This window comes from Streptomyces sp. NPDC047014, assembly GCF_040644195.1.
Classification (GTDB): Bacteria; Actinomycetota; Actinomycetes; order Streptomycetales; family Streptomycetaceae; genus Streptomyces.
In genome coordinates this window covers 184,683-197,579 of record NZ_JBEYVX010000004.1, presented here as the reverse complement: position 1 = coordinate 197,579, position 12,897 = coordinate 184,683, and the positions used below count along the sequence as shown (strand labels likewise).

The window sequence follows — 12,897 nt, the reverse complement described above, 5'->3', positions numbered from 1 at the left end:
GCCGCTCGAAGGGGTTCCGCTGGGGGATCTGTCGCCATTGATCAGCTGCCTTGTCCATGTGCATGCCCTCTGCCGTCGCCGTCGCATTCGTTCCGGCGGCCATCTTTCACTCGTCGGCGGCGGCCGAGGCTGATCATGCGCGTCATGGACTAAAGATCACCTGATGGCGGCCGCGCACGCCCCGAGAAAGGCGCGGGCGTCGTCCCCGAAGAGGGCCCGGCTCTCCATGTGGGCGAACTCTTCCAGGTGGCTCCTCACATCTCGGGGGTCTCGGAAGACCATGACCCCGGTGGACAGTTCGACTGTGGAGATGCGGTCGTCGTAGACCGTGAAGGTGTTCAGCGGCGCGGGCCCCGTGGAGAGGGTCAGCGGGAGGACTCCGAGCCGTACGTTCGGCAGATGCGTGAGTGACGCGAGGTGGTCGATCTGCACAGCCAACGCATCCGCGCCGACGAGGGGCCAGCGGACGGCTTGCTCGGTGAGTAGGAACGCGAAGTGCTTTGAACGGTCATACAGGACCTGTTGCCGTTCCAGCTTCCTGGCGATGGTCCTGGAGTGATCGCCAGGGATGTGGGCGAGGCTCGCCCGGATGTACTCCGGAGTCGAGAGCAGGGCCGTGATCATCGACAGCAGGAAGAACCGGAACTCTGACGACGACGCTTCGAGGCCGGCCAACTCGAGCTGCTTCTTGTCCAAGCCCTTGCGCCGCATACCCCGGGCGCCTTGCCACTCGGTGTTCGCCAGCCGGGCCAGGGCCATGACCTGCGTGACAAGAGCGGGGGCCGCGTCGCAAGCCCTCAGAAGTTGCTCCACGTCCACGAGAGACGGTCGGACCTTGCCGTTCTCGATCCGGCTGACCTTCGACTGAGACATGTTGCAGCGGGCAGCGGCCCGAGCCCCGGAGAGCCCCGACCGCTTGCGCACCGCCTTCAACAGGGCTGCCAGTTCCTCGCCCGACCGGCCAAGCTCCGTCGGTTCCACACTCACCTGGCGACGTACTCCAGGAACGGCACGGACGCGGCTACGGCGATGCGCTGGTACTCGATGAACGGGGCGGGGTCGCCCTCCTGGAGTTCGCGGCTGATCTGCCTGCCATCCGGCTCGTAGTGCATGAGGACGACCGTGGAGCGGTCGAACATCCAGAAGTCCTGAACATCCGGCAACGGGTTCGGCCGGTCGGTCACGTCGAGGATGCGGATGTCCTCGCCGGCAGCGGCTTGGTGCTGGTAGTACCGCGCGAATTCGAACCGCAGGTAGTCACTCAGCGGCTGGGCCAGTACGTGGACGCGCCCGACGTGGCGGGTCCGCACCATCTCCGTCCACGCATCCTCGTAGGGGCCGGGGAACCGGGCCCCTGCCTTGAAGGCGGCGAATTCGTCGGCCTCCTGCGGTACGAGGTACTGGGGCAGCGTCTCGAGCCGCCAGGCTTCCGTCCGGAACGTCTTGAACTTCGACGCCCAGTCCTCACCATCCAAGAGCACGGAATGCCTCCCTGAGCACTGCCTCGGGGATCTCCACGAGCGCCTCCCCGGCCGGCGGGATGAACGCGTCGGACGTGCCGCCCTGAACGATGAACGAGCCGGACGCGGTCCGGTAGACGTTCGGGCAGTCGCCCTGCCCGCACTCGCCGTTTCCGTTGCCTGTGAGCCGGTTCAGTTCCTCACGCGCCATGGGGAGCCCCCTCGCTGCCAGGCCCCCACTGGGCCTGATCGCCATGACCGTACGGACGGGCCGGCGAGGCTGTCCATGCGCGAACGCGACTATGCGCGTGTTCGCATAAACGCGTCCTACGACCTTCCGAGGCGCTGGGAGGGACCCCCCAAAGGCCCCTGCTCCGGTGTAGCGGCGCTCAGCGGCGTACACAGCCGCGAGGGGGCCGGAACGTCAGAAGGCCCCCGCCGAAGCGAGGGCCGCTCTGTGTGCAGGACGGCCGGTCAGACGGCGAGGGCCTGCTTGACCTGGGCCAGGCTCGGGTTCGTCATGACGGACTCGCTGCCCGCGGCCGACTTCACGAGGACGGTGGGGACCGTCTGGTTGCCGTTGTTGGCCTTCTCCACGAACGCCGCGGACTCCGGGTCGAGCTCGATGTTGATCTCGTTGTACGCGATGCCCTCCCGGTCCAGCTGGCTCTTCAGCCGACGGCAGTAGCCGCACCAGGTCGTGCTGTACATCGTGACGGTGCCGGTGTCCTGCATGCTGGGCTCTCCTTCGTGAGGGCTCGGTGGTCCGAGTATCCGAACGTACGCGACCCCGCGACCATTCCCGTCCGTGCGCGGGCGCACCGCCGGTGTGACCGATATGACGAATCCGGGCCCCCTGTGGACGGATTTCCCGCCCGTCCCACCCGACCTGGCAGCATGGCGGGGTGACAGCAGCAACGCACTCCTCACCGTTCCCGGGCGGCGGCCCCGCCTCCGCCGACTCGGCCGACGCGGTGCTCCTGGGCCTGGACCCGGAGCAGCGCGAGGTCGCGACGACCCTGCGCGGACCGGTGTGCGTGCTGGCCGGAGCCGGGACCGGCAAGACCCGCGCGATCACCCACCGGATCGCCTACGGGGTCCGCTCCGGGCAGCTCATGCCCGCCAGCGTGCTCGCCGTCACCTTCACCAACCGCGCCGCGGGGGAGATGCGCGGCCGGCTGCGCGCCCTGGGCGCGGGCGGGGTCCAGGCCCGGACCTTCCACTCCGCGGCCCTGCGCCAGCTCCAGTACTTCTGGCCCAGGGCCGTCGGCGGGGACGTGCCCCGGCTGCTGGAACGCAAGGTCCAGTTCGTCGCGGAGGCCGGGGCCCGCTGCCGGATCCGCCTCGACCGCAACGAGCTGCGCGATGTCACCGGTGAGATCGAGTGGGCCAAGGTCACCCAGACCGTGCCCGGCGACTATCCGGCGGCGGCCCTCAAGGCGGGCCGCGAGGCCCCCCGGGACATGGCCGAGATCGCCCAGATCTACGGCACGTACGAGCAGCTCAAGCGCGACCGCGGCATGATCGACTTCGAGGACGTGCTGCTGCTGACCGTCGGCATCCTCCAGGACCGCCACGACATCGCGGAGCAGATCCGCGCCCAGTACCAGCACTTCGTCGTCGACGAGTACCAGGACGTCAGCCCGCTCCAGCAGCGGCTGCTGGAGCTGTGGCTCGGGGAGCGCGAAAGCCTCTGCGTCGTCGGCGACGCCAGCCAGACCATCTACTCCTTCACCGGCGCCACCCCCGACCACCTGCTGAACTTCCGGACGCGCTACCCGAGGGCGACCGTGGTCAAGCTGGTCCGCGACTACCGCTCCACCCCCCAGGTGGTGCACCTGGCCAACGGCCTGCTCAAGCAGGCCCGGGGGCGGGCCGCCGAGCACCGCCTCGAACTGCTCTCGCAGCGCGAGGGCGGCCCCGACCCGGTCTACGCCGAGTACGCCGACGAGCCCGCCGAGGCCGAGGGTGTCGCCCGCCGGATCCGCGACCTCATCGCCGCCGGGGTCCCGGCCGGGGAGATCGCCGTACTGTTCCGCATCAACGCCCAGTCCGAGGTCTACGAGCAGGCCCTCGCCGACGCCGGGGTTCCCTACCAGCTCCGCGGGGCCGAGCGGTTCTTCGAGCGGCAGGAGGTCCAGAAGGCGCTGCTCGCGCTGCGCGGAGCCGCCCGCTCCGCGGGCAACGACCCGCTGCTCGACGAGGTCGTCGAGCTCGGTGCCCAGGTACGGGCCGTGCTCAGCTCCACCGGCTGGGCCGCCGAGCCGCCCGCCGGCTCCGGGGCCGTGCGCGACCAGTGGGAATCGCTGGCCGCGCTGGTGCGCCTCGCCGAGGACTTCGCCCGCGCCCGGCCCGGCGCCACCCTCGCGGACCTCACGGTGGAGCTGGAGGAGCGCCGGGCCGCCCAGCACGCCCCGACGGTCCAGGGCGTCACCCTGGCCTCGCTGCACGCGGCGAAGGGCCTGGAGTGGGACGCCGTGTTCCTCGTCGGCCTCACCGACGGCATGCTCCCGATCACCTACGCCAAGACCGACGAGCAGGTCGAGGAGGAACGGCGGCTGCTCTACGTCGGGGTCACCCGCGCCCGGGTGCACCTGACCCTGTCCTGGGGGCTCTCGCGGTCCCCCGGCGGGCGGCCCTCCCGGCGCCCCAGCCGCTTCCTGAACGGCCTGCGGCCGGGCTCCGCGGCCCCCGCGGCCGGACCGGGCCCCGCAGCCGAGCGGAGCCCCCGTGCGCGCCGCCGCCGCGGCCCCGCGCTGTGCCGGGTCTGCGGCCGGACGCTGACCGAGGCGGGCGAGCTCAAACTGATGCGCTGCGAGGACTGCCCCTCCGACATGGACGAGGGCCTGTACGAGCGGCTGCGGGACTGGCGCGCGGCCGAGGCGCAGGGGCAGGGCCTGCCGGCCTACTGCGTCTTCACGGACAAGACGCTGATGGCCATCGCGGAGGCCGCTCCGGCGGAGCCCGGAGAGCTCTCGATGATCTCCGGCGTGGGCGCCCGCAAGCTCGACCGGTACGGAGCCGATGTCCTGGCCATCTGCGCAGGTCAGGAGCCCGGGGGTGAGGATCCTGACGACGCGTAGAAACTCGTCGGAAAAATAGTTTGCACATGCCCAGCGAAGACCCATAGGTTCTTAGCAACGGAAACGGTGGCTTCTCCGAAGCCCTGGTTCCGTGCTGTACTTATCCGAATACGCATGGGACAGGCCCTCGGGCCGGGTCCCCGAGACGCCGAGAGGAGGCGAGACCAGTGACCAGCTTCATGACCTTCACCAAAATGACCGATCGCCCGGTCGATGCCTCCTGCCTGCTCGGTTCCGTCTCCCTCCTGGGTACCGGTATGTCCGCGATTTCCGCGGGCTCCCCCGCCCTGTCGGCGACCCTTCCGGTCAGTGAGCGCAACGAGCGACCGACCGGGGCACCGGTGGCGGTAATGGCAGCAGAAGGCCGGGCGCATGGCGCCTACGGTTTTGCGGCCGCCGCAGCCGGTGCCGGAATCCAGACGAAGCAGACGAAGCAGTACCACCTGATGTGGGCCTACCGCGGGCTCGAACCCTGGAGTGATCCAGCCTGATCTCATGATCAGGCCGGCGCCTTCAGGGCCGCGGAACCCCACCCGGGATCCGCGGCCCTTCTGTTTGTCCCCGACCGGGGAACGACGGAGCGAAGGGGCCTCGGGACTGGCAGAACCAGGTACCAGCCGCACCCGGCCGACCGGCCGGAACGACTAGCCGAACAAGACGAGGAAGAAAACACCGTGCAACTCGAAGCGCACGCCCCGTCCGTACCGCAGACCCGAGAGATCTCCCCGCCCGCAGTCCCGGAGGACCACGCCTTGACCCCGCTCACCGCGCTCACCGCGCTCGACGACGCCATCGAGAATCTCGGCGTCCCGGTTCCCTGCCGCACCTTCGACCCCGAGGTCTTCTTCGCCGAGTCCCCGGCGGACGTCGAGTACGCCAAGTCCCTCTGCCGGACCTGCCCGCTGGTCGAGGCGTGCCTCGCCGGTGCGGTCGAGCGCCGCGAGCCCTGGGGTGTCTGGGGTGGCGAGCTCTTCGTCCAGGGTGTCGTCGTGGCCCGCAAGCGGCCCCGTGGCCGTCCGCGCAAGAACCCGGTCGTCTCGGCATGACCACCACCGGAACCATCGACCGCCCCCTGACGCACGACCCCCTGAAGCAGGCCCTCATGACCGCCTACAACACCTCGAGCGAGCAGCCCCACGGCGCCGCCCACGCAGACTTCATCACCGCCGGCGCGGTCACCTCGCGCCAGAACAGGACCCGCGAAATGCAACTCATCCCAGAAGCCCTGGCCCGTGCCCATATGGACGACCGCATGCGTGAGGTGGACGCCGAGCGTCACGCCGTGCGCCTGGTGGCCGCCCGGCGCATGTAGCGACGGGCCGAGCGCGTCTCGATGCGCGCCCGCCGCGCACTGGCCATGGCCGTCATGCACTGACGGCCGCACAACCGACACTCCGGGGGGACCGGTCCGAAGGGACCGGTCCCCCCGGGGCGTTGCGCACGGCGGTCCGCCCCGGACGGCGATATCGTCCGGAAATGAACCAGCAGACTCCCCAGCCCGACCCTCCGGGCCCCGAGGCCCGGCCCGTCGTCTGCGCGCGCTGCGGCGCCCGGTCGCCCGGCGGCCCGCCGCCCACCTGGACCTGCTCGGTGGAGAACGGGAGCCGGCAGTACTTCTGCGTGGACTGCGCCCGCGCCAATCTCAGGTCGATCGAGGGCAGGCTCGACTCGTCCTGGTGGTGACCCCGCCGCCCGTCGCCGTGCCGCCCGTCACGTGGCGGGTGCGAATCCCGGCAGCCAGGTGTCCAGTTCGTCGCGCAGCCGCACCGTCGCCCCCAGCTGGCACAGCACCCCGATGGTGCTGAGCGTCACCCGGTGGATCAGCAGGTACGACGGCGGCAGGTTGATCTGCCGTCCCAACTGGTGGGCGGGGGAGCGGGGATCGGCTATCCGCGCCGCCTGGCCGCGCAGCCAGGGCCGGGTGAAGGTGAACTCCTCCGCCTCCGCCGGCTCGATGATCGGTTTCAGGTACTCCAGCACCGCGTCCGGCTCCAGCTCGACGGACTCCCGGACGAAGCCCTCCGCGCGCAGGTGGCCGTAGACCCCTTCGGCGTCCCCGTCCAGGGTCATCCGCAGGGACCGCCCGATGGGCTTGGGCCAGCCGCCCGGCAGCCGGTCGACCGTGCCGAAGTCCAGCACCCCGAGCCGTGTGCGCCCGTCCTCCCCGAGCACCAGCCGGAAGTTCCCCGGATGCGGGTCGGCGTGCAGCAGACCGGTGCGGGCCGGACCGGCGAAGAGGAAGGCGGCCAGCAGTTGACCGGCGCGGTCGCGCTCCTCCTGCGTGCCGTCGGCTATCACCTCCGACAGCGGGATCCCCTCCATCCACTCGGTCACGAGCACCTGGTCCCCCTGGTGCACCACATCCGGCACGAACACGTCCGGGTCGTCCGCGAAGGCGTCCGCGTGGATCCGCTGCGCCTCCGCCTCCAGCTCGTAGTCCAGCTCCTCGGAGACCCGGTCGCGCAGCTCCTTGATGAGCGGCTTGATCTCCATGCCCGGGACCAGCGGTCCCAGCAGGCCCGCGAACCGGCCCAGCTGTTTCAGGTCCGACAGCAGGGCCTCGCCGGCCCCCGGGTACTGGACCTTGACCGCCACCCGCCGCCCGTCGTGCCAGACCGCCCGGTGCACCTGCCCGATGGACGCCGCCGCGGCCGGCTTGTCCTCGAACTCCTCGAAGAGGTCCCGCCAGTCCGCCCCGAGACGGTCCGTCAGCACCTGGTGCACCGTCGCCGCGGGCAGCGGCGGGGCGGCCTCCTGGAGCTTGGTCAGCGCGGCCCGGTAGGGACCGGCGACCTCCTCGGGCAGGGCCGACTCGAAGACCGAGAGGGCCTGCCCGAACTTCATCGCGCCGCCCTTCAGTTCACCGAGTGTGCGGAACAACTGCTCGGCGGTGCGCTGCTGGAGCTCGCGCGCCACGATCTCGGCGGACTTGCCCCCGATCCGCTTGCCCAGCCCCCAGGTGGCCCGGCCCGCGAGGCCGAGCGGCAGCGCGGCCAGCTTGACGGTGCGGGTGACCGCCTTCCGGGGAAGATCAGACATGCGCCCCTCCATTTCCCAGACAGCTGCGCCGCGAGCGGCGGTTCGGGCGAAGACCTGTCGGTCCTGACGCATCCTGTCACGGCTCCCCGGACGCACCGCAGGGGCAGTCGGGGTGCGGCCGGACCGGGGCCGGCTCCCAGTGCAGGGCGGGCAGGGCCGCTTCCCACCGGGCGCCCGCGGAGGCGGGCGACTGCCCGTCGAGGAAGGAGAGCGCGTGGGCCGCGGCCAGCCCGGCCACCGCCGTGGAGAGCCCCAGGTCGCAGGCGGCGCCCGTGCGCCGGCGGTGCAGCGAGCGCCACTGCACCAGCATCCTCGGCCAGGCCGGATCCCGGTCCACGCGCTCGCGCTCCATGCACCCCGCGCACGCCGTCGCCCCCGGCAGCACCAGCGGCCCCACCAGCCCCGTCCCTTCCAGCACCCCCGCGTACAGATGGGGAATGCCCGAGGCCATCCAGTCCGCGGCCAGACCCGGATCGGGGGCCCAGGCGTCCAGCCCGTCCCTCGGGGCGACCACCACCAGGGACAGCCCCGCCTCCGCGCCCTCCTCCCCGGCTCCCGGCGGCCGCCCCGGGGCCGACTCGCGCACCGCCCCCGCCGCCGCCTCGGCCCGCATCCGCCCCACGCTGCCCGGGGCCAGACCGCCCGGCGCCACATCCGCCGGCTCCACCCGGCCGCCGTCCATCACCTCCACCCGCCCGACTCCGGCTCCCGCCAGGACCGCCGCGATCACCGTCCCGACCCGGCCGCTGCCCCGCACCCGTACCCGTATCGCCCGGCGGGAGGCGATCCCCCGCAGGTCCCCGCCGGGCTCCCGGTGGACCAGCGAGAGCGAGCCCAGATCCGGGCCCAGCCGCTCCACCGCCTCCGGATGCCCGCGCACCGCCTGCGCCCGCGGCCCGCCCGCGGTGGCGTCGTCGAGCAGACCGGCCCCCGCCAGCCATCTCACCACCGCGTCCGCCCGGCCGTCCGGCAGCCCTATCCCCGTGGCCTCGGCCCGCAGCAGGTCCATTCCGCGCGTCCCGTCGATCCGGTCGATGAGCACCCCCGTCGCCGTGTCCACGGGCCCCAGCACCACCGCGTGCGCGGGTGTCACCCCGAACTGCACCGTCTGCAGATCCCGCCAGGCCCGCGCCAGCGCCGGCTTCACCTTCGGATACATGTCACATCCCCCTCCGCTTCGGCGCGGGCTCCCGCCGCCCGCGTCCGGCTGTCCCCACCACAGTGCCCGCCCGCCGCGCACCGCGCGGAAGTTTGTCCACAGGCAGGGGGTATTGGTCATATGAGATGAAAGATGCGGCCGCCCGGACCACGGCTCCGCGCCGCCCGTGTTCGACCCCCGGACGGGCGGGACTTCCGCCACCGCCACCGGGTACCGTCGTGGCGTGTCCGCCGACCCATCGCAGCGCCCGGTCGAAGTACGCCGGAGCGCGCGCCGCCGCAGGACCGTATCCGCCTACCGCGAGGGTGACCGTACGGTCGTCCTCATCCCTGCCCGCATGTCCGAGGCGGAGGAGCGGCGCTGGGTGGGCGTCATGCTCGACAAGCTCGCCGCGCAGGAGAGCAAACGCACACTCGGGGACGCGGAACTCACCGAGCGCGCCGAGCGTCTTTCCGAGCAGTACTTCGCCGGCCGGGCCCGCCCCCGGACGGTCCGCTGGGTCACCAACCAGAACACCCGCTGGGGCTCCTGCACCCCGGCCGAGGGCAGCATCCGGCTCTCGCACCGCCTCCAGGGCATGCCGGAGTACGTCGTGGACTACGTGCTCCTGCACGAGCTGGCCCACCTCCTCGTGCCCGGCCACGGGCCGCGCTTCTGGGAGCTGCTGGAGGCGTACCCGCGGACGGAGCGGGCCCGCGGCTACCTGGAGGGTGTGGTCGCGGCCGAACGCCTCCCGCAGGTCCCCGCCGCCCGCGAGGAGTGAGGCGGGCACCCCGGACGTCCCCGGGCATCCCCGGTCGCTCCGGGTCGCCCGCGTGGCCCGGCTCACAGACCGGCCGTCATGTCACACAGCGTGATGTGTACCGGCTTGGTACCGGCTTGGCCTGATGTCGGCAGATGCCGTTAGCCTGAGCGGCACGAAATTCACAGTCGGGATGGGGGACGTCGTTTCGCATGGCAAGGGAATTCCAACGCGGCCACAAGGCCAAGATCAGTGACCTCACGGCGGGCACGGATCTGTACGTAGGCGTCCAGATCGCCGGGCCCGGACTCACCTTCGACATCAGCTGCTTCGGCCTCGACGCCGACGAGCGCCTGTCGGACGACCGCTACTTCGTCTTCTTCAACCAGCCGAAGTCGCCGGAGGAGTCCGTCCAGCTGCTCGGCGCGCAGGCCGGCGACACCGAGTCCTTCCGCGTGAGCCTGGACCGCGTTCCCGCCTCCATCCACAAGCTGTCCTTCACCGCCACCCTCGACGGCGCCGGCCAGATGTCGCAGATCGGCCCCGGCTACATCCGCATCGTCGCGGGCGGCGAGGAAGTGGTCCGGTACGCCTTCACCGGCTCGGAGTTCAGCACCGAGCGGGCCGTCATGCTCGGCGACTTCTACCTCAAGGACGTCTGGCGCTTCGCTGCCGTCGGCCAGGGATTCGACGGCGGACTGGAAGCCCTGCTGCGCAACTTCGGCGGCGAGGTCGCCGAGGAGGACCCGCAGCCCCAGCAGCCGGCCCCGGCCGCCGCCCCCGGCTTCGCCCCGCCGCCGCAGGCCGCCGCCCCGGCCCCTTCCTTCGGCGCCCCCGCCCCGCAAGCCCCGCAGGCCCCGCAAGCCCCTCAGGCCCCGGTCCCCGCCCCCTCCTTCGGCGCACCCGTCCCCGCCGCCGCGCAGGCCCCGCAGCCGCCGCAGTACCAGCAGCCGCCCGCCCCGGTGCACACCGCGCCCACCATGGCCGCGCCGCTCGCCCCGCCGGCCCCGGCACCCGCCCCCGCGCCGTACGGCCAGCCGCAGCAGCCCTCGTACGGCCAGGTCCCCGGCCAGTACCCGGGCCAGGTCCCGCCGCCCGCGCCCGCCCCGGCCCCCTACGGCCAGCAGCCCGGCTACGGCTACCCCGCGGCCCCGGCCCCCGGCCAGCAGCCCGGCCAGTTCCCCGGCCAGCAGCCCGGCCACGCCCCGCAGGCCACCGCCCCCGGCGCCGGCCTCACGGCCGCCCTCCAGCCGTACAAGGAAGCCCCCACCGGCGCCCGCTGGACCGCGCAGAACCAGCAGCTCATGCGCGTCGACCTCAGCATGGGCGGCCAGGCCGTCCTGGCCCGCCAGGGCAGCATGGTGCTCTACCAGGGCAAGGTCGATTTCAGCTACAAGGGCGCCGGCTTCGCCGGCCGCATCGTCGGCAACGCCACCGGCCAGGAGATGCAGCTCATGCGCTGCACCGGCCGCGGCCAGGTCTTCCTCGCCGAGAACGGCGCCCACCTGCACGCCATCGAGCTCCAGGGCGATGCCCTCTGCGTCTCCGCCGAGGCCGTCCTCGCCTTCGACGAGACCCTCCAGCACGAGGTCCGCCGCATCGAGGGCCACGGCATCCCCGGCGGCGCCCTGTTCACCATGCAGTTCCAGGGCACCGGCACGGTGATCGTCAAGACGCACGGCGTGCCCGTGGTCCTGCCCGTCACCCCCACCACGTTCGCGGACAGCAACGCCATCGTGGCGTGGTCGGCCGCCTCGCAGGTGATCATTTCCAGCCAGGTCCGGCTCCGGCGCACCGCCTACCCCGGCCACAGCGGGGAGACCGTGAACCTCCAGTTCCGCGGCGCCCCCGGCAACTTCATCGTCGTCCAGCCGTACGAGGTCTGAGGGAGCCCGACATGAACGCAATGAACCAGCAGCTCGCGGGCTACGCCCCGACCCCGGTCACGGCCCGCATGGAGAACCACGGCCGGTCCATGCTCAAGGTCGCCATGCAGAGCGGCCAGGACCTCTACGCCCGCACCGGCTCGATGGTCGCCTACGAGGGCTTCGTGCAGTACGAGCCCAACCCGCCGGCCGTGCGCCAGATGGCCTCCCAGTGGATCACCGGCGAGGGCGCCCCCGTCATGAAGTGCACCGGCGACGGCCTGCTGTACCTCGCGGACTACGGCGCCGACGTGGTCGTGGTCAACCTCAACAACGACGCCCTCTCGGTCAACGGCACCAACCTCCTCGCCTTCGACGCGCACCTCCAGTGGGGCGTCGAGCGGGTCAAGGGCCTCGCCAAGTTCGCCGGGCAGGGCCTGTTCAACGTCCAGGTCGCGGGCACCGGCTGGGTCGCCCTGACCTCGCGCGGCACCCCGATCGTGGTCGACTGCGGCCGCGGCGAGGACGAGACGTACGTCGACCCCGACGCGCTCGTCGCCTGGTCGCCCAATCTGAAGGTCAAGGGCAAGCGCAGCTTCAAGGCGTCGTCCATGATCGGCCGTGGCAGCGGGGAGGCGTACCAGATGGCCTTCTCCGGCCAGGGGATCGTCGTCGTACAGCCCAGCGAGGACAGCACCGACCGGCTCCGGGCCCGGGGCTGAGGGGAGCGGACACATCATGCAGAGCGCACTTTTCGCCCACGCCGAGGTCCCGTCCCAGGACCGGTACGCCATCCAGAACCCGCAGCTGCTGCGGGTCTCGCTCACGGGCTCCGACGACGTCCTCGCCCGCAAGGGCGCGATGGTGGCCTACCAGGGCCTTATCGACTTCGACGGCGAGTACCAGAACAGCAACCAGCGGGGCGCCCGCCGCCGCACCGGCGAGGGCCTGGACCTCATGCGGTGCTCCGGCCAGGGCACCGTCTACCTGGCCAACCTGGCCCAGTACGTCCACGTCGTGGATGTGGACCAGGACGGCCTGACCGTCGACAGCAGCTACGTCCTCGCGCTGGACTCCACCCTGCACACCGAGGTCATCGCGGTGGACAGCCAGTACGGGATCTCCGGCTCCGGCAAGTACCAGCTCAACATCAGCGGCCGCGGCAAGGTCGCCCTGATGACCTCCGGGCAGCCGCTGATGATGCACGTCACGCCCGACAAGTACGTCAACGTCGACGCGGACGCCATCGTCGCCTGGTCCACCTCGCTGCGGGTCCAGATGCAGGCCCAGACGCACTCCAGCGGCGTCTGGCGGCGCCGCGGCAACACGGGCGAGGGCTGGGAGCTCAGCTTCCTCGGCACCGGCATCGCGCTGGTCCAGCCCAGCGAGGTGCTGCCCCCGCAGAACGCCCAGCTCGGCCAGGGCGTCGCCGCGCAGTTCGGCATGGGACAGCACGGCGCCCACGCGCAGAACCAGAACAACGCCTGGAACTGACCCGGCACGGCGAAAGGGGCGGCCCCGCACGGGACCGCCCCTCCGTCATTTCCCT

Annotated in this window: 14 protein-coding genes and 1 pseudogene; 9 read left to right on the top strand and 6 right to left on the bottom strand. The window is 71.9% G+C overall.

The window, feature by feature from the left end:
- Positions 1-156: 156 nt before the first annotated feature.
- The 4 genes from ABZ873_RS04450 to ABZ873_RS04435 form a co-directional block, all read right to left on the bottom strand.
- The gene (locus ABZ873_RS04450) at positions 157-987 is read right to left on the bottom strand and encodes a helix-turn-helix transcriptional regulator (RefSeq protein ID WP_360864954.1); all 831 of its coding nucleotides are present in this window, start codon (positions 985-987) and stop codon (positions 157-159) included.
- Positions 984-1,481: a DUF6879 family protein gene (locus ABZ873_RS04445; protein ID WP_360864952.1), complete on the bottom strand. Its 498-nt coding sequence runs from the start codon at positions 1,479-1,481 to the stop codon at positions 984-986. Before ABZ873_RS04445 ends, ABZ873_RS04450 begins: the two co-directional genes overlap by 4 nt.
- A complete protein-coding gene (locus ABZ873_RS04440; RefSeq protein WP_360864949.1) occupies positions 1,465-1,671 on the bottom strand; it encodes a hypothetical protein in 207 nt (68 codons plus the stop codon). Before ABZ873_RS04440 ends, ABZ873_RS04445 begins: the two co-directional genes overlap by 17 nt.
- Before the next feature lie 263 nt (positions 1,672-1,934).
- The gene (locus ABZ873_RS04435) at positions 1,935-2,195 is read right to left on the bottom strand and encodes a mycoredoxin (protein WP_360864946.1); all 261 of its coding nucleotides are present in this window, start codon (positions 2,193-2,195) and stop codon (positions 1,935-1,937) included.
- Positions 2,196-2,365: 170 nt separating this feature from the next.
- Between ABZ873_RS04435 and ABZ873_RS04430 the strand changes: the two genes are divergently transcribed.
- The 5 genes and pseudogenes from ABZ873_RS04430 to ABZ873_RS04410 all read left to right on the top strand — a co-directional run bounded on the left by ABZ873_RS04430 (position 2,366) and on the right by ABZ873_RS04410 (position 6,226).
- On the top strand, positions 2,366-4,543 hold the full coding sequence (locus ABZ873_RS04430; RefSeq protein WP_360864943.1) for an ATP-dependent DNA helicase UvrD2: 2,178 nt from the start codon (positions 2,366-2,368) through the stop codon (positions 4,541-4,543).
- A gap of 167 nt (positions 4,544-4,710) precedes the next feature.
- Complete coding sequence (locus ABZ873_RS04425) at positions 4,711-5,034, top strand: hypothetical protein (RefSeq protein WP_360864940.1); 324 nt, start codon at positions 4,711-4,713, stop codon at positions 5,032-5,034.
- 183 nt (positions 5,035-5,217) lie between these two features.
- Entirely contained in the window at positions 5,218-5,589 is a 372-nt protein-coding gene (locus ABZ873_RS04420) for a WhiB family transcriptional regulator (protein WP_360864937.1), read from the top strand.
- Positions 5,586-5,918, top strand: a pseudogene (locus ABZ873_RS04415) (hypothetical protein). Before ABZ873_RS04420 ends, ABZ873_RS04415 begins: the two are co-directional and overlap by 4 nt.
- Positions 5,919-6,019: 101 nt before the next feature.
- A complete protein-coding gene (locus ABZ873_RS04410; protein ID WP_360864934.1) occupies positions 6,020-6,226 on the top strand; it encodes a hypothetical protein in 207 nt (68 codons plus the stop codon).
- Positions 6,227-6,253: 27 nt separating this feature from the next.
- Here ABZ873_RS04410 and ABZ873_RS04405 read toward each other — a convergent pair whose 3' ends face one another.
- Together ABZ873_RS04405 and ABZ873_RS04400 are read right to left on the bottom strand one after the other, a co-directional pair.
- Positions 6,254-7,582 carry an AarF/ABC1/UbiB kinase family protein gene (locus tag ABZ873_RS04405; RefSeq protein WP_360864931.1) on the bottom strand — a complete coding sequence of 443 codons (1,329 nt, stop codon included), beginning with the start codon at positions 7,580-7,582 and terminating at the stop codon, positions 6,254-6,256.
- A 76-nt stretch (positions 7,583-7,658) separates the two neighbouring features.
- The gene (locus ABZ873_RS04400) at positions 7,659-8,741 is read right to left on the bottom strand and encodes a ThiF family adenylyltransferase (protein WP_360864928.1); all 1,083 of its coding nucleotides are present in this window, start codon (positions 8,739-8,741) and stop codon (positions 7,659-7,661) included.
- Between the two features lie 223 nt (positions 8,742-8,964).
- On the opposite strand from ABZ873_RS04400, the gene ABZ873_RS04395 reads away from it, so the two are divergent.
- The 4 genes from ABZ873_RS04395 (at position 8,965) to ABZ873_RS04380 (ending at position 12,842) form a co-directional block, all read left to right on the top strand.
- Positions 8,965-9,504: a M48 family metallopeptidase gene (locus tag ABZ873_RS04395; protein WP_360864924.1), complete on the top strand. Its 540-nt coding sequence runs from the start codon at positions 8,965-8,967 to the stop codon at positions 9,502-9,504.
- Between the two features lie 191 nt (positions 9,505-9,695).
- On the top strand, positions 9,696-11,369 hold the full coding sequence (locus tag ABZ873_RS04390; RefSeq protein ID WP_360864922.1) for a TerD family protein: 1,674 nt from the start codon (positions 9,696-9,698) through the stop codon (positions 11,367-11,369).
- Between the two features lie 20 nt (positions 11,370-11,389).
- Complete coding sequence (locus ABZ873_RS04385) at positions 11,390-12,070, top strand: AIM24 family protein (RefSeq protein WP_360865055.1); 681 nt, start codon at positions 11,390-11,392, stop codon at positions 12,068-12,070.
- 16 nt (positions 12,071-12,086) lie between these two features.
- Entirely contained in the window at positions 12,087-12,842 is a 756-nt protein-coding gene (locus ABZ873_RS04380; RefSeq protein WP_360864919.1) for an AIM24 family protein, read from the top strand.
- Positions 12,843-12,897: the final 55 nt, after the last annotated feature.

What these genes read in the sequence shown, in the direction of transcription:
- ABZ873_RS04440 (WP_360864949.1), bottom strand. Translation starts at nt 1,671, where the DNA reads ATGGCGCGTGAGGAACTGAACCGGCTCACAGGCAACGGAAACGGCGAG.
- ABZ873_RS04435 (WP_360864946.1), bottom strand. Translation starts at nt 2,195, where the DNA reads ATGCAGGACACCGGCACCGTCACGATGTACAGCACGACCTGGTGCGGC.
- ABZ873_RS04410 (WP_360864934.1), top strand. Translation starts at nt 6,020, where the DNA reads ATGAACCAGCAGACTCCCCAGCCCGACCCTCCGGGCCCCGAGGCCCGG.
- ABZ873_RS04405 (WP_360864931.1), bottom strand. Translation starts at nt 7,582, where the DNA reads ATGTCTGATCTTCCCCGGAAGGCGGTCACCCGCACCGTCAAGCTGGCC.
- ABZ873_RS04400 (WP_360864928.1), bottom strand. Translation starts at nt 8,741, where the DNA reads ATGTATCCGAAGGTGAAGCCGGCGCTGGCGCGGGCCTGGCGGGATCTG.
- ABZ873_RS04390 (WP_360864922.1), top strand. Translation starts at nt 9,696, where the DNA reads ATGGCAAGGGAATTCCAACGCGGCCACAAGGCCAAGATCAGTGACCTC.
- ABZ873_RS04385 (WP_360865055.1), top strand. Translation starts at nt 11,390, where the DNA reads ATGAACCAGCAGCTCGCGGGCTACGCCCCGACCCCGGTCACGGCCCGC.
- ABZ873_RS04380 (WP_360864919.1), top strand. Translation starts at nt 12,087, where the DNA reads ATGCAGAGCGCACTTTTCGCCCACGCCGAGGTCCCGTCCCAGGACCGG.